This is a genomic window from Burkholderia sp. Ax-1724 (genome assembly GCF_011752995.1).
In the GTDB taxonomy this organism is placed as follows: domain Bacteria; phylum Pseudomonadota; class Gammaproteobacteria; order Burkholderiales; family Burkholderiaceae; genus Paraburkholderia.
In genome coordinates, this window is sequence record NZ_VWWL01000030.1 from 23,705 (window position 1) to 43,065 (window position 19,361).

At 64.4% G+C, this 19,361-nt stretch carries 19 protein-coding genes and 1 pseudogene; 8 read left to right on the forward strand and 12 right to left on the reverse strand.

Annotated elements, in window-relative coordinates; all coding sequences use genetic code 11:
• Together F3J19_RS28510 and F3J19_RS28515 are read left to right on the forward strand one after the other, a co-directional pair.
• Window positions 1–2,253, forward strand: coding sequence for a xanthine dehydrogenase family protein molybdopterin-binding subunit (locus tag F3J19_RS28510; RefSeq protein ID WP_167049167.1), 2,253 nt, complete (start codon window positions 1–3; stop codon window positions 2,251–2,253).
• A 16-nt stretch (window positions 2,254–2,269) separates the two neighbouring features.
• Window positions 2,270–3,589, forward strand: a complete 1,320-nt coding sequence (locus F3J19_RS28515) for a cytochrome c (protein WP_167049169.1) — start codon at window positions 2,270–2,272, stop codon at window positions 3,587–3,589.
• Between the two features lie 167 nt (window positions 3,590–3,756).
• Here the strand turns inward: F3J19_RS28515 and F3J19_RS28520 are convergent, their stop codons facing one another.
• Both F3J19_RS28520 and F3J19_RS28525 read right to left on the reverse strand, forming a co-directional pair.
• Window positions 3,757–4,839 (reverse strand): ionic transporter y4hA, encoded by a 1,083-nt coding sequence (locus F3J19_RS28520; protein WP_167049171.1) that lies wholly within the window; start codon window positions 4,837–4,839, stop codon window positions 3,757–3,759.
• Between the two features lie 463 nt (window positions 4,840–5,302).
• Complete coding sequence (locus tag F3J19_RS28525) at window positions 5,303–5,674, reverse strand: BON domain-containing protein (protein WP_167049174.1); 372 nt, start codon at window positions 5,672–5,674, stop codon at window positions 5,303–5,305.
• Window positions 5,675–6,042: 368 nt separating this feature from the next.
• Between F3J19_RS28525 and F3J19_RS28530 the strand changes: the two genes are divergently transcribed.
• The gene (locus tag F3J19_RS28530; protein ID WP_167049176.1) at window positions 6,043–6,672 is read left to right on the forward strand and encodes a DNA-3-methyladenine glycosylase; all 630 of its coding nucleotides are present in this window, start codon (window positions 6,043–6,045) and stop codon (window positions 6,670–6,672) included.
• Window positions 6,673–6,976: 304 nt separating this feature from the next.
• The gene (locus F3J19_RS28535; RefSeq protein ID WP_167049178.1) at window positions 6,977–7,324 is read left to right on the forward strand and encodes a DUF4148 domain-containing protein; all 348 of its coding nucleotides are present in this window, start codon (window positions 6,977–6,979) and stop codon (window positions 7,322–7,324) included.
• Between the two features lie 404 nt (window positions 7,325–7,728).
• On the opposite strand, the gene F3J19_RS28540 is transcribed toward F3J19_RS28535, so the two are convergent.
• Window positions 7,729–8,172, reverse strand: a complete 444-nt coding sequence (locus F3J19_RS28540) for a CBS domain-containing protein (RefSeq protein ID WP_167049180.1) — start codon at window positions 8,170–8,172, stop codon at window positions 7,729–7,731.
• Between the two features lie 360 nt (window positions 8,173–8,532).
• On the opposite strand from F3J19_RS28540, the gene ribA reads away from it, so the two are divergent.
• A complete protein-coding gene (gene ribA, locus F3J19_RS28545) occupies window positions 8,533–9,180 on the forward strand; it encodes a GTP cyclohydrolase II (RefSeq protein ID WP_167049259.1) in 648 nt (215 codons plus the stop codon).
• A 175-nt stretch (window positions 9,181–9,355) separates the two neighbouring features.
• Window positions 9,356–10,165, forward strand: coding sequence for a LysR family transcriptional regulator (locus F3J19_RS28550; RefSeq protein ID WP_275692084.1), 810 nt, complete (start codon window positions 9,356–9,358; stop codon window positions 10,163–10,165).
• A 271-nt stretch (window positions 10,166–10,436) separates the two neighbouring features.
• On the opposite strand, the gene hpaC is transcribed toward F3J19_RS28550, so the two are convergent.
• Window positions 10,437–10,982, reverse strand: a complete 546-nt coding sequence (gene hpaC, locus F3J19_RS28555) for a 4-hydroxyphenylacetate 3-monooxygenase, reductase component (protein ID WP_167049182.1) — start codon at window positions 10,980–10,982, stop codon at window positions 10,437–10,439.
• A 123-nt stretch (window positions 10,983–11,105) separates the two neighbouring features.
• Between hpaC and F3J19_RS28560 the strand changes: the two genes are divergently transcribed.
• Window positions 11,106–11,738: a response regulator gene (locus F3J19_RS28560; protein WP_167049184.1), complete on the forward strand. Its 633-nt coding sequence runs from the start codon at window positions 11,106–11,108 to the stop codon at window positions 11,736–11,738.
• Window positions 11,739–11,741: 3 nt separating this feature from the next.
• Here F3J19_RS28560 and F3J19_RS28565 read toward each other — a convergent pair whose 3' ends face one another.
• The 5 genes from F3J19_RS28565 to F3J19_RS28585 are packed head-to-tail and all read right to left on the reverse strand — an operon-like array spanning window position 11,742 to window position 15,726.
• Window positions 11,742–12,485 carry an SDR family oxidoreductase gene (locus F3J19_RS28565; protein ID WP_167049186.1) on the reverse strand — a complete coding sequence of 248 codons (744 nt, stop codon included), beginning with the start codon at window positions 12,483–12,485 and terminating at the stop codon, window positions 11,742–11,744.
• Between the two features lie 14 nt (window positions 12,486–12,499).
• Window positions 12,500–13,651 carry an amidase gene (locus F3J19_RS28570; protein WP_167049188.1) on the reverse strand — a complete coding sequence of 384 codons (1,152 nt, stop codon included), beginning with the start codon at window positions 13,649–13,651 and terminating at the stop codon, window positions 12,500–12,502.
• On the reverse strand, window positions 13,648–14,151 hold the full coding sequence (locus F3J19_RS28575; RefSeq protein ID WP_167049190.1) for a nuclear transport factor 2 family protein: 504 nt from the start codon (window positions 14,149–14,151) through the stop codon (window positions 13,648–13,650). The genes F3J19_RS28570 and F3J19_RS28575 overlap by 4 nt, the downstream gene beginning before the upstream one ends.
• A 4-nt stretch (window positions 14,152–14,155) precedes the next feature.
• Window positions 14,156–14,533, reverse strand: coding sequence for a hypothetical protein (locus tag F3J19_RS28580; RefSeq protein ID WP_167049192.1), 378 nt, complete (start codon window positions 14,531–14,533; stop codon window positions 14,156–14,158).
• A 38-nt stretch (window positions 14,534–14,571) separates the two neighbouring features.
• Window positions 14,572–15,726: an acyl-CoA dehydrogenase family protein gene (locus F3J19_RS28585; RefSeq protein WP_167049194.1), complete on the reverse strand. Its 1,155-nt coding sequence runs from the start codon at window positions 15,724–15,726 to the stop codon at window positions 14,572–14,574.
• Window positions 15,727–15,913: 187 nt separating this feature from the next.
• Between F3J19_RS28585 and F3J19_RS28590 the strand changes: the two genes are divergently transcribed.
• Window positions 15,914–17,380, forward strand: a complete 1,467-nt coding sequence (locus F3J19_RS28590; protein WP_167049196.1) for an ATP-binding protein — start codon at window positions 15,914–15,916, stop codon at window positions 17,378–17,380.
• 13 nt (window positions 17,381–17,393) lie between these two features.
• On the opposite strand, the pseudogene F3J19_RS32855 reads toward F3J19_RS28590, so the two are convergent.
• The 3 genes and pseudogenes from F3J19_RS32855 to F3J19_RS28605 form a co-directional block, all read right to left on the reverse strand.
• Window positions 17,394–17,532, reverse strand: a pseudogene (locus F3J19_RS32855) (4-oxalocrotonate tautomerase); the annotation flags it as partial.
• A gap of 19 nt (window positions 17,533–17,551) precedes the next feature.
• Complete coding sequence (locus F3J19_RS28600) at window positions 17,552–18,052, reverse strand: aromatic-ring-hydroxylating dioxygenase subunit beta (protein WP_167049198.1); 501 nt, start codon at window positions 18,050–18,052, stop codon at window positions 17,552–17,554.
• The gene (locus F3J19_RS28605) at window positions 18,049–19,332 is read right to left on the reverse strand and encodes an aromatic ring-hydroxylating dioxygenase subunit alpha (RefSeq protein WP_167049200.1); all 1,284 of its coding nucleotides are present in this window, start codon (window positions 19,330–19,332) and stop codon (window positions 18,049–18,051) included. Before F3J19_RS28605 ends, F3J19_RS28600 begins: the two co-directional genes overlap by 4 nt.
• Window positions 19,333–19,361 lie beyond the last annotated feature (29 nt).

The following is a 19,361-nucleotide window of genomic DNA, read 5'->3' on the forward strand; positions in this document are numbered from 1 at the left end:
ATGTCCCAGGGATTGCTCGATGCACAGAACGGCGCGCAGCCGTCGAACGACGATACGCAGCCCGCGCGCGGCATCTCGCGGCGCAGCTTCCTCAAATTCGGCGTGACGGTCGGCGCCGCGGCCGGCGGCGGTCTGCTACTCGGCTTCAGCATGCCGGCTTCGAGCCAGGATCAGAAGACCGGCAGGAGCGTGATCGGCGGCGACGCGAACGAGGCGCCGCAAAGCGGCGTGTTCGCGCCGAACGCGTTCATCCAGATCGACACCGCGGGCAAGGTCACGCTCGTGATGCCGAAGGTCGAGATGGGCCAGGGCGTCTATACGTCGATTCCGATGCTGATCGCCGAAGAACTCGAAGTGCCGCTCGACGCGGTCACGCTCGATCACGCGCCGCCCAACGAAAAGCTCTTCGGCGACCCGCTGCTCGGCGGCCAGCTCACGGGCGGCTCCACGTCGATCCGTTTCGCGTGGGAGCCGATGCGCCGCGCGGGCGCGACCGCGCGCGTGATGCTCGTCAACGCGGCCGCGCGGCAATGGCAGGTCGATCCGGCCAGTTGCCACGCGCAGGCGGGCCATGTGATTCACGCGGCCAGCAAGCGCAGCGCGAGCTATGGTCAGCTTGCGCAGGCCGCGTCCGCGCTGCCGGTTCCGCAGAACGTGCCGCTCAAGGAGCCGAAGGATTTCAGGCTGATCGGCACGCCCGCGAAGCGGCTCGATTCGCCCGAGAAAGTGGACGGCACCGCGCTGTTCGGGCTCGACGTGCGCCTGCCCGGCATGGTCTACGCGGCGATCGCGAATTGCCCGGTGTTCGGCGGCACGCTCGCGAGCGTTGACGATACGCATGCGAAGACGATCCCCGGCGTGCGCGAGATCATCAAGGTTGACAACGCGGTGGCGGTGATCGGCGACCACACATGGGCTGCCAAGCGCGGCGTGCAGGCGCTCGACATCAAGTGGAACGAGGGCGCGGGCGCACAGGTGTCGATGAAGACGATCGTCGACGATCTCGCGGCGGCCTCGCAACGCAGCGGCGCGGTCGCGCGCAAGGACGGCGACGTGGGCCGCGCGTTCGGCGATGCGAAGTCGCGCGTCGATGCGGTCTACCAGCAGCCGTTTCTCGCGCACGCGACGATGGAGCCGGTCAACTGCACGGTCCACGTGCGCGCCGATGCGTGCGAAATCTGGCTCGGCTCGCAGGTGCCGACGCGCGTCGTCGATGCGGCGGTGGCCGTCACCGGTTTGCCCGCCGACAGGATCATCGTGCACAACCATCTGATCGGCGGCGGCTTCGGCCGGCGGCTCGAAACCGATATGGTCACGCAGGCGGTCAAGGTCGCCAAACAGGTGTCGGCGCCCGTGAAGGTGCTGTGGACGCGCGAGGAAGACATCCAGCACGACATGTACCGGCCGTACTACTACGACACGATCTCGGCCGGGCTCGACGCGAACGGCAAGCCGGTCGCGTGGCAGCATCGCATTGCCGGCTCGTCGATCATGGCGCGCTTCGCGCCGCCCGCGTTCAGGAACGGGCTCGATCCCGACGCGGTGGAAGTTGCCGCCGATCTGCCGTACGACCTGCCGAACCAGCTCGTCGATTACGTGCGCGAGGAACCGCAAGCGGTGCCCACTGCGTTCTGGCGCGGCGTCGGGCCGACGCGCGGCACGTTCGTGGTGGAGAGCTTCATCGACGAACTCGCCGCGCACGCGAAGATCGATCCGGTGCAGTACCGGCGCAGCCTGCTCGGCAAATCGCCGCGCGCGCTGAACGTGCTCAATACCGCCGCGCAGGCCGCGAACTGGGGCAGCGCGCTGCCGCAAGGGCAGGGGCGCGGCGTCTCGGTCATGCATGCGTTCGGCAGCTTCTTCTCGATCGTCGTCGACGTCGCCGTCGACCAGGGCGAGGTGTCCGTCAAGCGCATCACGTGTGCGGTCGATTGCGGCATGGTCGTCAATCCGAACACGATCGAGGCGCAGGTGCAGGGTGGCATCATCTTCGGCATCACGGCGGCGCTTTATAGCGAGATCACGATCAAGGACGGCCGCGTCGAGCAGAACAACTTCACCGACTACCGGATGCTGCGCATCAACGAGACACCGCCAATCGACGTGCATATCGTGAAGAGCGGCGAGGCGCCCGGCGGCATCGGCGAGCCGGGCACGGCGGCGCTCGCGCCCGCGCTGGCCAATGCGATCTACGCGGCCACCGGCAAGCGGCTGCGGCAGTTGCCGGTGGGCCGTCAACTGCAAAGCGCGTGACGCCAAGGAGCCCGACATGAAAATCACTTTGAAGGGTCTTGGCGCGGCGTTGTGCGTCGCGTTGCCGTTGCTCGCGCAGGTGCCGGCCAATGCGGCAACGGCGGCGGTAACGTCAATGGCAGCTACGTCATCGGCCGATCAGGCGCTCGTGCAGCGCGGCGCCTATCTCGCGCAGCTCGGCGATTGCGCGGCCTGCCACACGGCGCCGAAGGGCAAGCCGTTCGCGGGCGGTCTGCCGATGAACACGCCGATGGGCCGCATCTACACCACCAACATCACGCCCGACGCGCAGACCGGCATCGGTGGCTACACGGAAGGCGACTTCGTGCGGGCGCTGCGCGAAGGCGTCGCGCAGGACGGCCACAACCTGTATCCGGCGATGCCGTATCCGTCCTATGCGAAGGTCAACGACGACGACGCGAAGGCGCTTTACGCGTTCTTCATGCACGGCGTCGCACCGGTGCAACAGGCGAACCGGGAGCCAGACATCAAGTGGCCGTTGAACATGCGCTGGCCGCTGAAGCTCTGGAACATGGTGTTTCTGGAAAAGAGCGCCTATCGCGACAAGCCGGGCAAGGACGTAGCGTGGAATCGCGGCGCGTATCTCGTGCAGGGGCTCGGGCATTGCGGCTCCTGCCATACGCCGCGCGGCGTCGCGTTCCAGGAGAGCGCGCTCGACGAAAGCGGCAGCGGCTTCCTGAGCGGCGCGCTGCTCGACGGCTGGTTCGCGTCGAACCTGACCGGCGAGCACAACGAGGGGCTCGGGCGCTGGAGCGACGAGGATCTGCGCACCTTTCTGAAGACCGGTGCGAATCGCCATGCGACGGCGTTCGGCGCGATGACGAGCGTAATCAACAACAGCACGCAAGGCATGACCGACACCGATATCGCGGCGGTTTCGACGTATCTGAAGTCGTTGCCGCCGGCGGGCGGCAGCGGCGCGCCGCTTTATACGTACGATGCCCAAGCGACCAAAGTATCGCTCGATCGTCCCGCCAACGATGCCGGCGCGCGCGTCTATACGGCATATTGCATGCACTGCCACGGCGTCGACGGACAGGGCTTCGCGCCGATGCTCGCGCCGCTCGCGGGCAATCCGAACGTGCTCGCGAAGGACGCGTCGTCGCTCATCAACGTAACGTTGAACGGTACCGGCGATCTGGTGATCGACGGCGTGCCGTCGCCGTTCCCGATGCCCAGTTTCGCGGCGGTGCTGAACGACCAGCAGATCGCCGACGTCCTGAGCTTCGTGCGCGCGGGCTGGAACAACGGCGCACCGGCGGTGGGCGCGGCCGAGGTCGCGAAGCTGCGCAAGTCGACGCAGGCGGCGCGCTGATCGCCAGAGTGAGGGACGTGGCGGTCAGGTGAGGCGGGCCGCTTCACATGCCGCCCGCTCCCGACTCATGGCGCGCGTGGCGCCGCTGGCGCACTCGACGGGCGCAACGTGCCTGATGCACCGCACGGTGCACCCCGCAGCGCACGCCACGGCGCACCCCGCACCGATCAAGGCGCGAACGACAGAAACAGATACGCAGCGAACAGCGACAAATGCACGGCGCCTTGCAGGATCGTCGTGCGTCCGGTGCTGAGCGTCAGCGTGCCGACCACGAGCGTGAGCGCGAGCAGCACCATTTCCTTGCCGTTGATGCCGAGCACGATAGGCTGGCCGATGTACAGGAACACGCCGGCCACGGTCGGAATGGTCAGGCCGATGCTCGCGAGCGCCGAGCCGAGCGCGAGGTTCAGACTGGTCTGCAGACGATCGCCGCGCGCCGCGCGCAGCGCCGCAAGCCCTTCGGGCAACAGCACCAGCGCTGCGATCACGATCCCGACCACGGCCGGCGGCGCGCCCGCGTTGAGCACCGCGGATTCGACGACCGGCGACAACACCTTCGCGAGCAGCACCACGGCGACGAGGCTCACGACCAGCAGCGCGCCGCTGATCGCCGCGAGGCGCGCGCTCGGCGGCTCGGCGTGAACGTCTTCGTCGGGCACGCCGGCGAGGAAGTAATCGCGATGGCGCACGGTCTGCACGAACACGAACACGCCATACAGCACGAGCGACGAAGCGCCCGCGAACGCCAGTTGCGACGGCGACAGGACCGGACCCGCGCTCGTGGTCGTGAAGTTCGGCATGACGAGCGTCAGCACCGACAGCGACGCGAGCACCGCGAGCGCGGCCGCCGCGCCGCGGCTCTGGAAGTCCTGTTCGAGATGGCGAATGCCGCCCACCAGCAGACACAGTCCGACGATCCCGTTGCAGACGATCATCACGGCCGCGAACACGGTGTCGCGCGCAAGTCCTGCTTTTTCGGGACCGGACGTGAGCATGACCGAGACGATCAGCGCGACTTCGATCACGGTGACGGCAACGGCGAGCACGAGCGTGCCGAACGGCTCGCCGACGCGATGCGCGACCACTTCCGCATGGTGCACGGCGGCGAACACCGCCGCGCACAGCGCCACGCCGACCAGCGAGAGCAGCAGCGCATTGCCGGGAAGCGCATAGGCGGCGCCGAGCACGATCCAGCCGACGAATGGCACGACAACGGTCCAGCGCGGTAAAACGGTCGTGGGTGAGGTCATTCGGGCTTCCTTTTGACGCGGGTGGATGACGGGGCGAAGCGGCATCGCCGGATTTTCACTGTGCTCGGCAAAGCTGAAGCAATATCTTAATAAAGCGCTTCAAGCCATTAAATTATAAGGGATCGTGCTGCCTGGGCCGAGCATGGTCGCACGGCTGAGCGCGCAATGGAGCGGACGCGGCGCAGCCATGGACGCAGGGTGCCGCCCAGTGGGAAATCATTGTGCCGTGGAAGGACTGCTCGTGCGTTACAGCATGCGCCGGGCGTTGCAAACAGGATGGCGGACGCACCGTCGAAGCGCACCGCTGGACTCGAAAACGGCTGGAACAGGCGGGGCGGATATTAACCTTAGCCGGCAAGGCTGCCGCGAACGGCGTGCCGGGCCCGCGACAAACAGCAGGCCGGCGTCGATGCGGTTCGGACATCGGCGCCGGCGTGTTTGTCTACCTCTACGGCGACTTCTCTTACTGGCCGATTGCGCGGATCGTCAGCGCGTTGCGCACCGACGTCACGCCTGCCACGCTCTTCGCGGCCGTCGTCGCGAGATCGACCTGCGCTGCCTCGGGCACCGAGCCGGCCAGCGTGATGTCGCCACCGCGTGCGCGCACGGTGATGTTGCTGACCGTCAGGCCCTTGGTGTGCGCGAGCGCCGCACGGATCTTGCGCTGCATCGCGCGGTTAGCCTGGCGAGTCTGCTTGGCGGTCGGCGCCGAGGCCGCCGCTGCCGCGGGTGCTGCCGCCGAGGCCGCTGCGTCGTTGTTTTGCGCGTATGCATTGAGGGAGGCCAGAACGACCAGCGCGCCGCCGATCACCTTCATTGCCGGAAATGCTTTCATGCGAGTTCTCCTGTTGTCGTAGGTACATCGTTCCCGAATGGGGACACCGGTCACACCAATGGGTACAGCGGGATTCGATCCGGATGGAACGGGTACGGCCGCCGCGCAAATGCTTTGAGCCGGATGGCCGGGCTGGGCAGCCCGCGCGGCGCACGGGCCCGAACAGGCTGGATGCCAGCCCGAAGGCACACAATACAACAATTAGTGCCATGTTGACCTCGTGCGGCCCCGATGGGCCGAGAAAATGAGGCTTTGACACAACGGATCGGCCGGGCGGCGCGCCGCCATGGCGGCGGGGCGTTGGACCTGCGGGCGGTTTTCCCCCATGCTGCAAGCTCCTCGCGACACGTTTCAGGACGACGGCATCCATGCGAACCGCGCCTCTTCCGATCCGGCCGCTGCGCCGCGACGATCTGCCCGTCGACACGGTCGAACTCGCGCGCTTCATGGTCGGCAAATATCTCGTGCACGACCTGCCCGAGGGGCGTATGAGCGGCCGCATCGTCGAGACCGAGGCGTACCCGCTCGGCGATTCGACGAGTCATGCGTTTATCGGCCGCCGTCCGTACAACGGTTCGATGTTTCTCGCGCGCGGCCATGCGTATGTGCGGCTGACCTATGGTGTCTCCTACATGCTCAACATGTCCGCCGAGGCCGAGGAGGTTGGCGCTGGCATCTTGCTGCGCGCGATCGAGCCGCTCGAAGGACTCCCGCTGATGGAAGCGCGCCGCCCCGGCGTGCCGCTGCGCGATCTCGCGCGCGGACCCGGCCGGCTGACGACGGCGCTCGGCATCGGCCAGGCGTTCGACGGCCGCGATCTCTGCACGGGGCGAGGGTTGTGGATCGGTGTGATGGAGAGCGGCGACGCGCCGATCGGCGTGACGACGCGCATCGGACTGTCGCGCGAGATGCATCGGCCGCTGCGGTTTTTCGAACCGGGCAGCGCGTTCGTTAGCGGTCCGCGCAAGTTGCTGTTGATCCCGCATTCGGGCGCATGAAATTGCCGGACGCGCGGGCACCGGTTCCGGCCGATCAGGCGGCGCGCGCCGGCAAAACTTCCTCAGATCAGACGTATTGCGGAAACATCAGACGCAAACACCCGGTTTCCAGTCATTATTGCTACGCGGCTCATGTTCTCGCACAGGTTCCAGTCAATTCGAAATCATTGTTGCGACGAAAACAATTATCTATCTCGAAATTAAGGGTTTTCCCTCGAAAGCGTGATGACTAGACTGAAGTCAATCGCTTCCACGACAGCGTGGCGTGGCGAGGCAGACAAAACCAGATTGGAGGTAGGTCATCATGAAATCGCTCTTCAAGGCAGTTGCCATTGCAGCCCTTTTCGCCGCACCGGTCGTTTCGTTCGCTCAATCGGGCGACCAGCCCGTCACCCGCGCGCAAGTGCGCAGCGAACTGATCCAGCTGGAACACGCGGGCTATAACCCGGTGACGTCGAACGACTCGAACTATCCCCAAGACGTGCAAGCCGCCGAACAGCGCGTGCAAGCGCAAAACCCGGCTCTCGCGCAGACGCAGACCCAGCCGGTCGCCGATACGAGCGGCTATGGCGCGCCGGCGAGCGGTTCGTCGCAGTCGGGCGCCGCGCTTCAGACGACGGGTGGCCCGCACGGCATCTATTTCGGTAACTGATTGGGCAACTCATGGATTGGATGCGTGGCGGCGGGGCGCGCACGGGGCCGGCGAACATGGCCTGTCCTCGCGAATGATCCCTGCCGGAGTGTGTGCGACTCGTTTTTGAGCGCTGCGCCTCAAGCCTGGTCGTTGCCGTAGACCCGGCCCAAAGCCGGCGCTCCGTCGAGCGGACAGCACGACGCGTGCGCATCGCGACCCGCGCGGCGCACACAGTCTCGACCACGAAGTGTTCCAGTCCAGCGCAACGCACGTACGAGCTACCCGGCGTGCCGTTCGTGCGTTGTGTTCCTGTTTGAAGGAACCTCCGCTGCCGCAAGGTAGCTTGGCCCAGGCTTTTCGAGGTTTGGGCTTTTTTTGCGTTCGCGCCGAGGTTCGCTTCGGTGCCTGACTTCGTTATGACCTCAAGGCCGTTCGCCGTGAATATAGAACTCGAGCTGCTGAATCGTGAACTGCTGTTCCGCGATGATGTTCTTCACGAGGTCGCCGATCGACACCATGCCGATGAGGCGTTCGTTCTCGATCACCGGCAGATGGCGCATGCGCCGCTCGGTCATCAGCGCCATGCATTCCTCGGTCGTCTGGTTGGGGCGCACGAAGCGCACCGCCTTGCTCATGATGTCGCGCACCGGCGTCTCCTTCGACGAGCGATCCATCAGCACCACCTTGCGCGCATAGTCGCGCTCCGTGACGATGCCGGCGATGCTGTCGCCGTCCGTCACCACCAGCGCGCCGATGCCCTTTTCGGCCATCAGCCGGACCGCCTCGTAGACAGAATCGTCGGCGCCGATCGTATAGACGCCGGTGTTGTTCGGTTTCGTTTTAAGAAGTTGTGCAACGCTTGTCATGGAGCGGCTCCGTTTCGCAATGCAGCACGCCGAACTGGCGCGCCGTCGTGAGGGACAGGCCATTCCAGTATAGGCCCGACGCACCGTGGCGGTACACCGGGAATACATGTGGCGGGTCACACGATGCACGGCGGACCGGCGTGGCAAGCGCGTGCGCGGATGCAGGCGTGCGCGTCCCGCTGGCGGTCTCGCTGCCTCTTCTGCAGGCGCGCCGTCGTGCCGCCGCGCGATGCCGCTTCGGGTCGCGTCCCGCGGTTGCGAAGGGGCATCCGCGTATGTCATGCGGATTAGCGGTAAACTCGCAGTCCACACCTTATCCCCGGCTCGTTCGGGTTCATGTCAGCACCACTGTTTAACGCCATGCTCACGTCTCACGATCCATCGCCCGCAGCGGACGGCGTCATCACCAGCGAATGCGTCGTTCTCGACGCCACCGCCACGCTTCCCACGCGCTACGGCACGTTCACTTCCTATGTGTTTCGCGTGGTCGACAGCGGCGCCGAACATCTCGCGCTCGTGATGGGCGATGTCGCCAACAAGTCGTCCGTGTTGACGCGCCTGCATTCGGAGTGCCTCACCGGCGACGTGCTCGGCTCCTATCGCTGCGACTGCGGCGAGCAACTCGACCTCGCGCTGCGCTATATCGCGGCTGAAGGCTGCGGCGTGCTGCTCTATCTGCGCGGACATGAAGGGCGCGGCATCGGCCTGTCGAACAAGATTCGCGCGTATGCGCTGCAGGAGCAGGGACGCGATACGGTCGAAGCCAACCTCGATCTCGGCCTGCCCGACGATTCACGCGAATACGATTCGGCCGCGGGCATTCTGCGCACGCTCAAGGTCACGTCGGTGCGGCTCATGAGCAACAATCCGGAGAAGTTCCACACGCTGTCGAAGCACGGCATTCCGGTGTGCGAGCGTGTTGCGCTGGCGATTCCGATGCGCGAGGAGAACGAGCGTTATATTCGTACGAAGCAGGTTAAGTTTGGGCATTACTTCGAGGAGAACTGATGGCGCGTTGATCGATCCGCGCGCGGCATCTATCACGACGAAGCGCCAGCACTAATGTCGTTGTTCAGGCCACAAGTTCAGCGTTTTCCGATATCACGGCGCCGGTTGCCGTGTCGGCGGGAAGAGCGGCGAGTCGGATAAACCCGCATCTCTAGCAATCAGACAGTGTCTGGCTTTGTCGCAACCGGCGACCAGCTATGCGCTGGGACGGCTGCGCGCACTGTTCGACGCCCCGCTATTCGTTCGGACGTCAGACGGGATGATGGCCACCACGGCAGCCGAGCGGTTAGTTGAACCGGTCGGACGGGCACTCGCGGCAGCGCGAGAGGCGTTCCGTCACGGCGAGCCGTTTGACCCGGCGACGAGTTCACGCGAGTATCGTCTATCAATGTCCGATGTAAGGGCGCAGGTCTTTCTGCCGGTCATTTGCGAAAAGTTGCAGCAACTCGCGCCGCGCATGCGGATCGCGATGGAGCCTGCGCCGCTATCCAGCGTCGAAGAGAAAATGCGACTGCGTCAGCTGGATTTTGCAATTGGCAATTTGCCGACACTCAAGCCTGTGACGAAGTACGCTCTGCTGTTCAACGAGGAATACGCTTGCATGACGCGCAAACGGCGCGGGCTTCCGGTGCGTCGGATCACGCGTGATCAGTTTCAAGGGATGTCACACGTCGCGGTGGCGTCGATCGACAGCAGTCATCTCCTGATCGAAGAGACGTTGCGAGTCAACGGGCTGTACCACCGAATTGCGCTGCGGGTGCCCCATTTCACGGTCGTTCCGCAGATTCTGATGCGCACCGACTGGATGGTGACATTGCCACGGGGCGTCGCCGAGGTATTCAATGAGTCGGGGCAGTTTTCGATCTACCCTCTGCCCGTCGACATTCCTCATTTCGAGTCGACCATACATTGGCATGAGCTGTACGATGGCGACGAGGCAAACCGCTGGTTTCGGGATTGGGTCGTCAGTATCTTGCGTCGATAGTATTCAAGGGATGAGCGTCGCCATCGCCTGTGTATTTCAGACACCCATCGGTACGCGTCCACTGGCTGCTCAGGGTTGGTGAGACTCATTCATCGACAGCGATGGCAGACATTCACAGGCACCGGTTTGCGAATGACAGCAATATGACCCGCAGGGCCATACTATGCATCGCCCTCGACCACAGACAAACAGGTCTCGTTGCAAGTCGGCATTCGCCACACAATCCGATTGATCCATCAACCCTCGTCGCGGCGCCTCGCAGGTTCCTGATTCACTCAGCCGACCACGCCTTCCACGTGCGCGGCACGCGATGAAAATTCCGGTCGAAATAAATCAGGCTGTCGCCGTCGCTGCGCACCTTGATTTCCGTCGTTTCGACGAACATCACGGCGTGCGAGCCGACATCCTTTGCCTCGGCGATACGGCCTTTCAGGCTCGCGAGCGCGCCGCGCAGAACGGGCACGCCGCCTTCGTCCTGATCCCAGACAGGCAGCCGGAAACGTTCTTCCATTGGCATTCCCGTCATGCCCGCGAAGTGTCGCGCGATGCTCTCCAGGCTCGCGGGCAGCACGTTGATGCAGACCTGGCGATTGCCATCGAAGATGGAATGCATCGCGCTGGAACGGTTCAGGCAGACGAGCAGCGTCGGTGGCGTATCGGTGACGGAGCAGACTGCGCTCGCCGTGATGCCGCATCGGCCGTGTGGGCCGGCAGTCGTGATGACGTTGACGGCTGCGCCAAGATGCGCCATTGCCATTCGGAACTGCTGGCGCAGCGGATCGGGTTCGGTATGAACGGGCGTGGTTTGGGTGGACATGATAGAAGTGTCTCCAGCTTGATTCGTTTAAAAAGTACGTTGGCGTACGTCTTTTTGCTCGGTTATGATCGACCGTCGAAAGACCGATCTCCCATTTCCACAGCGCCTGGAATAACGCACGCAATGACTGATGCCACTCCACTCGTCTATATCGTCGATGACGACAACGGCATGCGTACCTCGCTTGCGTGGCTGCTGGAATCGGTCGGCATCCGGTCGCAAGGCTTCGTGAGCGCGGCGGACTTTCTGAATGCGTTCGACGTGAACGTGCCCGCCTGTCTCGTGCTCGACGTGCGCATGCCCGAGGCAAGCGGTTTCGACGTGCAGGACGCGCTCAATCGCCGTGGCGCAACCTTGCCGATCATCTTCGTCAGCGGCCACGGCGACATTCCGATGTCGGTACGCGCGTTGCAGCAGGGCGCGATCGACTTCGTCGAAAAACCATATAACTCGCAGCAGATGCTCGAACGCGTTCAGCGCGCGCTGAAGCTTGCGTCGCAGCGTCACGTGAAAGACGTGCGTCAGCGCGAACTGCGCGAACGTCTCGACTCGCTCACCGCGCGCGAGAAGGAAGTCTTGCGCGGCCTGATCGAAGGCAAGCCGAGCAAGGTGATTTCCACGGAACTGTCGATCAGCGTGAAGACGGTCGATGTGCATCGCGCGAGCATCAAGGAAAAACTGGGTGCGGCTTCGATCGCCACGCTCGTGCGCGACGTGCTCCAGGTGTGGAACGCGCCGGACGAGCGGGGCGATTGACCATCAACGCATGAAGAGCCCGCCGTTGACGTCCCAGCACGCGCCGTTGGCGAAATACGCATCGGCGGAAGCGAGGAGCACGGCGACATCCGCGATATAGCTCGCGGAACCCAGGCGTCCCACGGGAATCCCCGCGATGACCTTTTCCAGCCTGTCGGCGGGCACGCTCTCGTGCACGATGGGCAGGTCGAGCGGACCCGGAGAAATAGCGTTGACGGTCACGCCGTGCGCCGCGAGATCGCGCGCGAAAACCTTCGTGAGCGTGATCGCGCCGCCTTTCGCCGCCGCGTAATGCGCGCCCGTCGCCGAGCCGCCGTTTTGTCCCGCAAGCGATGCAATGTTCACGATACGTCCCGCACCTTGCGCCGCGAAGTGCTGGCCGAACACCTGACAGCCGAACAGCACGCTGCGCAGATTCACATCGATCACCTGATCGAACTGCTCGGCGGTGATCTCCATCACGGGCACCACTTTCGATGTGCCCGCATTATTCACGAGCGCATCGATTGCGCCCCAGCGGTCGAGCAAGGTATCGCGCGCGGCTTCGAAATCGGCCTTCGACGTGACATCAAGCCTGATCGCGTATGCGCTCGATCCGTCGCTGCTCAGTTCGCGCGCGAGCGCCTGCGCGGCGTCGAACGCGAAGTCGCCCAACGCGACCTTGTAGCCCGCGTGATGGAAGCGGCGCGCGACGGTTTCGCCAAGGCCTCGCGCGGCGCCCGTCACCAGCACGACTCTTTTCGACATGACGTGTGTCCTCTTTATGGGTTCGGTGCGCTGGGCGCGAGCATCGATTCGAGATGTGCGGCGACGGCGCATACCGTTTCGTCTTCGCCCTTGCGGCCGACGATCTGTAATCCGGCCTTCAGCTGTGTGCCTTCGATTTGCACCGGCAACGACAGCGCCGGATGCCCGCTCAGATTGAATGGCCGGATCAGCGACGACATTGCGATTACCGATGTGCCCGCGCGAGCCGCTTCGATCGTGATCGGCAGCGAAGGCATGGTCGGCAAAACGAGCACGTCCGCATCGTCCAGCGCGCGATCGACTTCGTCCGTGAACGCACGCCGGATGCGTTCGGCGGATTCGAGATCGGCGGTTGCCGTATTCGCGGCTGCGCGCAGACGCGCTTCGATATCCGCGCCGAGCTTGCCGCTCGCGACGAGATGGCCGAACGCGCGCCACGTCTCCGCATTGATCACGGCGAGTCCTGCCGTGAACGCGTCGTGCATCGATTCGAGCCGGACGCCATGCGAAGCTAGACCACTGCGGGTCACAGCCGTCGCGACCGCGCGCGTGATCTCGTCGTCGGCTTCGACATGGGACAACGCGATGCGCAGGTTTGCCGTATCGCGTCGCGCGTGGCCGGTCTGAAACGACAGATCGATCGCGAGCATCACGTCGATGATCGTCGTCATGTCGCGCGCGAACGGCCCGACGCAATCGAGCGTGGTTTCGCCCGGCGCGACGCCTTCGCGCGATACGCGCCCGAACGTGGGCTTCAGGCCGATCACGCCGCAACACGCAGCGGGACCGCGCACCGAGCCGCCCGTATCCGTGCCGAGCGCGGCATCGACGAGACCGAGGCCAACGGCCGACGCCGAACCGCTCGACGATCCGCCCGGAATGCGCGCCGCGTCCTGCGGATTGCGCGGCGTGCCGCAAAGATCGTTGATACCGGTCATGCCGAACGCAAGCTCGTGCATGTTGGTTTTCCCCGTGATGCGCCAGCCCGCATCAAGCAGCCGCTGTACGACGTCGGCGTGGCGCGCCGCGGGCGGCGCATCAGCGAGTGCGCGGCTGGCCGCCGTCGTCGGAAAACCGGCGATATCGATGCTGTCCTTGATCGCGATCGTCGGCGCATCGGGGCGCGCGTGCGCGATGAGATCGAACGTTTGCAGGAAGGCGCTCATGTGCGGACTCCTTGGGCGGGATTGACGTGCCACGGCGCGTCGAATAGACGCTCGGTGCGAAAGTGCCGGATGAGCCAGATGCTGTCGTCGTGTGGCGACGGCACGAAATCCACTTCGAGCCGCGCCGCGATGAGTTCCGCTTTCGCATCGACATAACCCGACGCTTGCAACATGATCCAGCGGCCTTTCGCGGTCTCGCCGTTCACGTCGATGTGTTCGCTCGTCAGGAAGTGCACATTGGTCGCGAAGTGCGGTGTGGGCGGCAGGTAGCGCTGTAGCATCGCGACGATATCCGCTGGCCTTTGCAGGCGGCCGAACTTGTCCGCGTACTGCGGGCCAATGCCTTCCCACACGGCGTCGTCGCTGAAGAGGGCCGCGAGCGATTCGCCTTCGAGTCCGCGAGCGGGCACGTCGCACAGCGCCATGTATCGCGCGATGGTCTTGCGCACCGCGTTCTGCGCTTCGAGCGCGCGCAGGCGTCCGATGATCGTGTCTGTCATCACGTCAGGCATGGTTCGCGACCGCAGGCGGAACAGTCAGCGCGCGGCCCACGCGCGCTTCGATCTTGCCGTAGCGCCACAGGTTGTATTCGCCCACGGGCGTCGTGCGAAACAGATTGCAGACGGCGACAGCCGTGTCGAAGTCCGCGACATCGGCCATGATGTAAAAAGTCCACGGCGCGCCGTCCGCATTGCCCACGACGAGCCGGTCGTCGTCCATCACGCCGAGCACGCGCACGTTGTCCATCGCTTCGACGGCATTGAGCATCTTGCCGTACGCTTGCCATACTTCATCGATCTGCTCGCGCGGCAGGTCGAAAAAATTCTGCGTGACGCCGCAGCAGAACAGCACGCGCAACGGCAGGTTTCGGGTATCGGTCATTTTTGTCCTTTCGGGTTCGATGAATGTGCCGGTAGCAATTACAGATAGCCGGGGATCGGCTGAACGCCGACGAATACCGCGCCCGCGCCGTCGTAGTTGCCTTCGCCGAGAAACGCGTGCTGCGTGACGACCATCGCGTCGCGCACTAGCCGCTGCAACGGATGATTGCGATAGATCGCCGTCGTGCCGCCGAGCCGGTACGCGCGGTTCACCACTTCGGCGCCGTCACGCGCGATCTGCGTTGCGGACAGGCGCAGCAGGCTGACCTGATCGGGCGTCACGTCGTTGCCGGCGAGAATGGATTGCCACACGCTATCGGTCGCTTCGTAGAAGAACGCGCGCGCCGAACGCAGCTGCGCTTCCGCCTTTGCGAGTTCGATGCGGTAGTACGCGCGGTCCGCGAGCTGCGGCGCGCCCGTCGTCGTCTTGCGGCCGCCCGCCATGTGGTTCGCGACATCGAGCGCCGCGCGCGCGAGTCCCAGGTTCACGACGGCAAGCACCTGCGCGGCATAGGCGACGGTCGGGTAGCGGTACAGCGGTTCATCGACAGTTGGTGCGCCGCCGCGCACGAAGGTCCAGTCTTCCGGCACGAACTGGTCCGTCACGCGCAGATCGTGACTGCCCGTGCCCTGCATGCCGACCACGTTCCAGTTCTCGACGATCTCGACCTGCCGCGGCCTGAACACTGCCGTACGCGGTTTGCCCGGTGCTTCGCCCGGTTTGCCCGTGCCGATGCCGACGCCGAGCCAGTCCGCGCCCTTGCAGCCGCTCGCGAATTTCCACGTCCCGTTGACGCGATAACCATTCGCTTCGGGCGTCGCGTTCTGTACGGGGAAGAGGCCGCCCGCGAAAACCTGATCGGGACCGTTCGCGTAGATTTCCGCTTGCGTCGCGAGCGGCAACGCGGCGAGATAAAGATTCGCCGAACCGAAGCTCGCGACCCACGCAGCGGAACCATCCGCGCTTGCGATACGTTCGATCAGCGCAAGAAATTCTCCCGGTGCGCGCGCATCGCCGCCGAAGCGTTTCGGCGTTGCCGCGCGATAGATGCCGGCCTGCTTGAGCTTCTCGACGACATCGCGCGGCACATGCGACAGGCGTTCGAATTCCTCGCGACGCTGTGCGATTTCGGAGATCACATCGTCGAGTGTGAGGGTGCTGTCTTGTGTCTCGATGGCGGCGGCAAGCGACATGAGCGTCTCCTTTTTTCTGTCGATGAGAGTAAGTGGGGCATGCCGTTCACAGGCAGTGATGCCAGTCTAGAAGCGCAAAGAAGCGGGAACAATTGGGAAGAAGCCACGCCGGAGTAAAGAAATCTTTAGCGATGCGCGCGGGCGGCGGTGTTATGGTTTGAGTCAACCGCTTTTCGTCCGATCTGCCATGACCTATCCTGCCGACGCCGACTTCCACTTGCTGCTGGATGCGCTGAACCAGTGCGTGCTGCTGCACGAGGCGCAGACGAAAACCATCGTCTGGGCCAATCGGGCGGCGTGCGCCGCGCTCGGCTATGCGCTCGAAGAACTGCTGCCGCTGAAGGCGCATCACATGACACGCGAAGACGCGCGGTATCGGCGGGACATCGCCGTCAGCGCGATGGATCGCTCGATCATGCAAGGGCCGCAGACATATGAATGGTGTTACCGCTCGCGCAGCGGCGTCGACATGCTGTCCGAAGCGGTCGCCACGTATGTGCCTTTGCCGCAGCATCCGGTGGTCATGGTGCAGTTTCGCGACATCAGCGAAGAAGAAGCGATGCGGCAAAAGCTGCGCAGCTATGAGACGCGTCTTCGCGAATACATGCAGGATCTCGGAGAGGGCGTGGCCGTCGTCACGCCGCGCGGCAGGCTCGCGTATATCAGCGAGTCGGGGCGGCGCGTGCTCGGCGTCGATGCCGGCGAGCCGCTCGGTGCCGCGTCGGACTACTGCACGCGTGAAGACCGCGACCGCCTGATTGCGCAACTGCGCGGCGCGACCCGGCATGAATCCACGTCGGCGCAGCGTTATCGGATCGCGCGCCGCGACGGCGCGGTGCGATGGCTGCGCATCACGAGCAGGCGCGTCGAGATCGATGACGAACTGAACGGCGTGCTCGTGCACTTTCGCGATGTCAGCGACGAAGTCGCGATGGAAGAAGCGCGCCGCGAGGAAGCGCGCACGCTCGAATACGCGGGACGCTACAACACAATGGGCGAAATGGCGATGTCGATCGCGCATGAGCTGAGTCAGCCGCTCGCGGCGGTGCGCAATTTCATCGAAGGCGCGATCCAGCGGATCGGCCAGAACGCAACCGACAGCGCGGTGTGGGGTTTGCGCGAGGCGGACCGGCAAGCGGAACACGCTGCGCACATCATCAAAAGCGTGCGCGAATTCGTCGTGAAGCGTGATCCGATCGAAACGCAGTCGGACCTGCGCGACGTGCTGGCGGAGGTCGCGTACTTTATCCAGTTGCGCGCGCGCGACGACGGCGTAACCGTGAACATCACGCAATGCGAGGAGGCGTTGCCCGTGCGTTGCGAGCGCGTGCTGATCGGGCAGGTGATACTCAATCTCGCGTTCAATGCGGTCGAAGCGCTGAACGCGACGACGCATGGCGTCATCACGCTCGCCACATCGCGCAACGGCGGCTTCGCGGAACTGCATGTGATCGACAACGGTCCGGGCGTGTCCGCCGATGCGCTTGGACGCCTGTTCGACGGCTTTTCGTCGTCGAAGGAAGGCGGCAACGGTATCGGCTTGTCGCTGTGCCGGAACATCGTGTCGCGGCACGACGGACGTATCTGGGCGCAGCGCGCGGAGGCGGGCGGGCTCGATTGCCGCTTCGCTCTGCCGCTGTCGCCGCGTGCCTGATTCCATGATCCCGTTATCGGCCTGACGCGCGGGCGGTCTTGCCGCCGAGGCCGAAATCCGTGTTCGGAATGTCCTTGATCATCACGCGTGTCGACGCCAAAAGGCACATCGAGCACGGCAGCGGCCGTCTCGCAGAGGTGCGCGATACGTGCGCCGACGCGCGCTGGAATGTCACAGCAGAAAGCCGATGGCGTTCAGCGCTTCCGTCGAATTGATCAGTCTGATGACTTTCTCGACGAGCCGTGGCTCGCCGTCCGCCATGCTGATCTTGTGCGTGAGATCGGCAGCGAAGATCGTCGACAGGCCGCGCTTGTACGCGATGATGATCTGCGACGACTTCACCTCGACGAGATTCGCGCTGTCCGACGAGCGCGTGAAGCGCGACACCGTGCGCACCGTGCGGGCGGCATCGGATGCCGACGCCGAATAGCCCGACGTCATGCGCTGCACGCGCAACTCGCGCATGTGCTGATCGTCGAACGCGTAGTTCAGCGTCGCTGCGTAGTCGGTCGTGTTCGGATCGATCGGTACCACGTAGAGGCCCTTCGGGTCCCACAGTTCCAGCCACGCGCGATAGTCGCGCTGGTCCAGAAGCTCGGCTTCGCGCCAGATGAACCCGATTGCGCGCGCGAAGGTCTGGTCGGAAAAGAGTGCGTTGCGGTCGTCCATCATGCTTGCTCCATCATGGCGCGCCATTGCCTGTAGGCTTCGCGCATGCCAGTTTCGTCGGTTGCGTGGGCGGTCTTTTCGCCGTTCGGCGCGGTCGTTTCGCGGTTGAGGCCGCGGTTCACGAGGATTGGCACGTCGGGGCCGGCATACGAGCCGCGCTGCACGCGTTCCCATGCTTCGGCGTCGTCGGGGCTGCCGAAGCCGAACGGGCCCTGGAAGTGTTCGTGGATGCGCAGGCGCACGCGGTTCGCTTCGTCGGGGCCGCCGTCCATCGCGAGCGCGACGTGGCGAATCTCCGTTTCTTCCGCCGAAATCGGGCGCAGCACGCGGAAGAAGGCCATCGACAACGCGAGATTCGGAAACAGGTTCAGGTTGAAGCCGACGCCCATCAGCGAGCGCACGATGCGGCGCACTTCCTCGGGTGTGTGCTTTTGCGCGAGTTGCGCGGCCAGTTCGTTGAAGCGCTCGGGCAGCGGCGCGCCGTCGTCCTCGTCGAGATCGACGATTTCGGGCACCAGCACCGCGAGGCTGTGACCGTTGCCGAGCGAGCGGCAGAACGCCTCTTCGCTCGTCATGAAGCTGGTGATGACGGCGGCTGTTTCATCGTCGATGGACTTCATCCACGACTTGTGCACGACGGGGAAGTGATACAGGTCCGTCGTATTCTCGAGCTGGATCTTCCAGTTGCCCTTGAACTTGAACTTGTGCTCGCCGTTGGCCTTGATCGGATAACCCGCACCCTGCTTCATGAACAGATCGATCCACGGCTTCGCGCCGCCGAGAAAGTCTTCGAGCGGCTCGATGATTTCGTTGAAGCTCGCGAAGATCAAACCCTGGTACACGCCGACGCGCAGCTTCTTCAACGGCAGATCGCCTTTCTCGCAAACGCCTTCGTAGCCGTCGCCATAGGGCAGCGCGCGCAGCGTGCCGTCGAGCGCATAGGACCAGCTGTGATACGGGCACGTGAAGCCCTTCGCGTTGCCCTTGTGCTCTTCGCACACGGTCGCGCCGCGATGACGGCAGCGGTTCTGCAACACGTTCACCGCCCCCGTCTTGTCGCGCACGACGATCACCGGCTGCCGGCCGATGGTCGTCGTCACGAAGTCGCCCGGCTTTGGCAACTCGCTGTCGTGCGCGACCCAGATCCACGTCTTGTAGAAGATGCGTTCGAGTTCTTCTTCGAACAGTTGCGGATCGTAGTAGAGGGAGGGGGAAATGCGATCGGCTTGCGCGCGCTTCGCCAGCGCGCTCGTGTCGATGGTTTGATAGGTCGGCGTACTCATCGTGATCGTAGGGAGAAGTTGAGTGGCTC

What these genes read in the sequence shown, in the direction of transcription:
- F3J19_RS28510 (WP_167049167.1), top strand. Translation starts at nt 1, where the DNA reads ATGTCCCAGGGATTGCTCGATGCACAGAACGGCGCGCAGCCGTCGAAC.
- F3J19_RS28515 (WP_167049169.1), top strand. Translation starts at nt 2,270, where the DNA reads ATGAAAATCACTTTGAAGGGTCTTGGCGCGGCGTTGTGCGTCGCGTTG.
- F3J19_RS28520 (WP_167049171.1), bottom strand. Translation starts at nt 4,839, where the DNA reads ATGACCTCACCCACGACCGTTTTACCGCGCTGGACCGTTGTCGTGCCA.
- F3J19_RS28525 (WP_167049174.1), bottom strand. Translation starts at nt 5,674, where the DNA reads ATGAAAGCATTTCCGGCAATGAAGGTGATCGGCGGCGCGCTGGTCGTT.
- F3J19_RS28530 (WP_167049176.1), top strand. Translation starts at nt 6,043, where the DNA reads ATGCGAACCGCGCCTCTTCCGATCCGGCCGCTGCGCCGCGACGATCTG.
- F3J19_RS28535 (WP_167049178.1), top strand. Translation starts at nt 6,977, where the DNA reads ATGAAATCGCTCTTCAAGGCAGTTGCCATTGCAGCCCTTTTCGCCGCA.
- F3J19_RS28540 (WP_167049180.1), bottom strand. Translation starts at nt 8,172, where the DNA reads ATGACAAGCGTTGCACAACTTCTTAAAACGAAACCGAACAACACCGGC.
- ribA (WP_167049259.1), top strand. Translation starts at nt 8,533, where the DNA reads ATGCTCACGTCTCACGATCCATCGCCCGCAGCGGACGGCGTCATCACC.
- hpaC (WP_167049182.1), bottom strand. Translation starts at nt 10,982, where the DNA reads ATGTCCACCCAAACCACGCCCGTTCATACCGAACCCGATCCGCTGCGC.
- F3J19_RS28560 (WP_167049184.1), top strand. Translation starts at nt 11,106, where the DNA reads ATGACTGATGCCACTCCACTCGTCTATATCGTCGATGACGACAACGGC.
- F3J19_RS28565 (WP_167049186.1), bottom strand. Translation starts at nt 12,485, where the DNA reads ATGTCGAAAAGAGTCGTGCTGGTGACGGGCGCCGCGCGAGGCCTTGGC.
- F3J19_RS28570 (WP_167049188.1), bottom strand. Translation starts at nt 13,651, where the DNA reads ATGAGCGCCTTCCTGCAAACGTTCGATCTCATCGCGCACGCGCGCCCC.
- F3J19_RS28575 (WP_167049190.1), bottom strand. Translation starts at nt 14,151, where the DNA reads ATGACAGACACGATCATCGGACGCCTGCGCGCGCTCGAAGCGCAGAAC.
- F3J19_RS28580 (WP_167049192.1), bottom strand. Translation starts at nt 14,533, where the DNA reads ATGACCGATACCCGAAACCTGCCGTTGCGCGTGCTGTTCTGCTGCGGC.
- F3J19_RS28585 (WP_167049194.1), bottom strand. Translation starts at nt 15,726, where the DNA reads ATGTCGCTTGCCGCCGCCATCGAGACACAAGACAGCACCCTCACACTC.
- F3J19_RS28590 (WP_167049196.1), top strand. Translation starts at nt 15,914, where the DNA reads ATGACCTATCCTGCCGACGCCGACTTCCACTTGCTGCTGGATGCGCTG.
- F3J19_RS28600 (WP_167049198.1), bottom strand. Translation starts at nt 18,052, where the DNA reads ATGATGGACGACCGCAACGCACTCTTTTCCGACCAGACCTTCGCGCGC.
- F3J19_RS28605 (WP_167049200.1), bottom strand. Translation starts at nt 19,332, where the DNA reads ATGAGTACGCCGACCTATCAAACCATCGACACGAGCGCGCTGGCGAAG.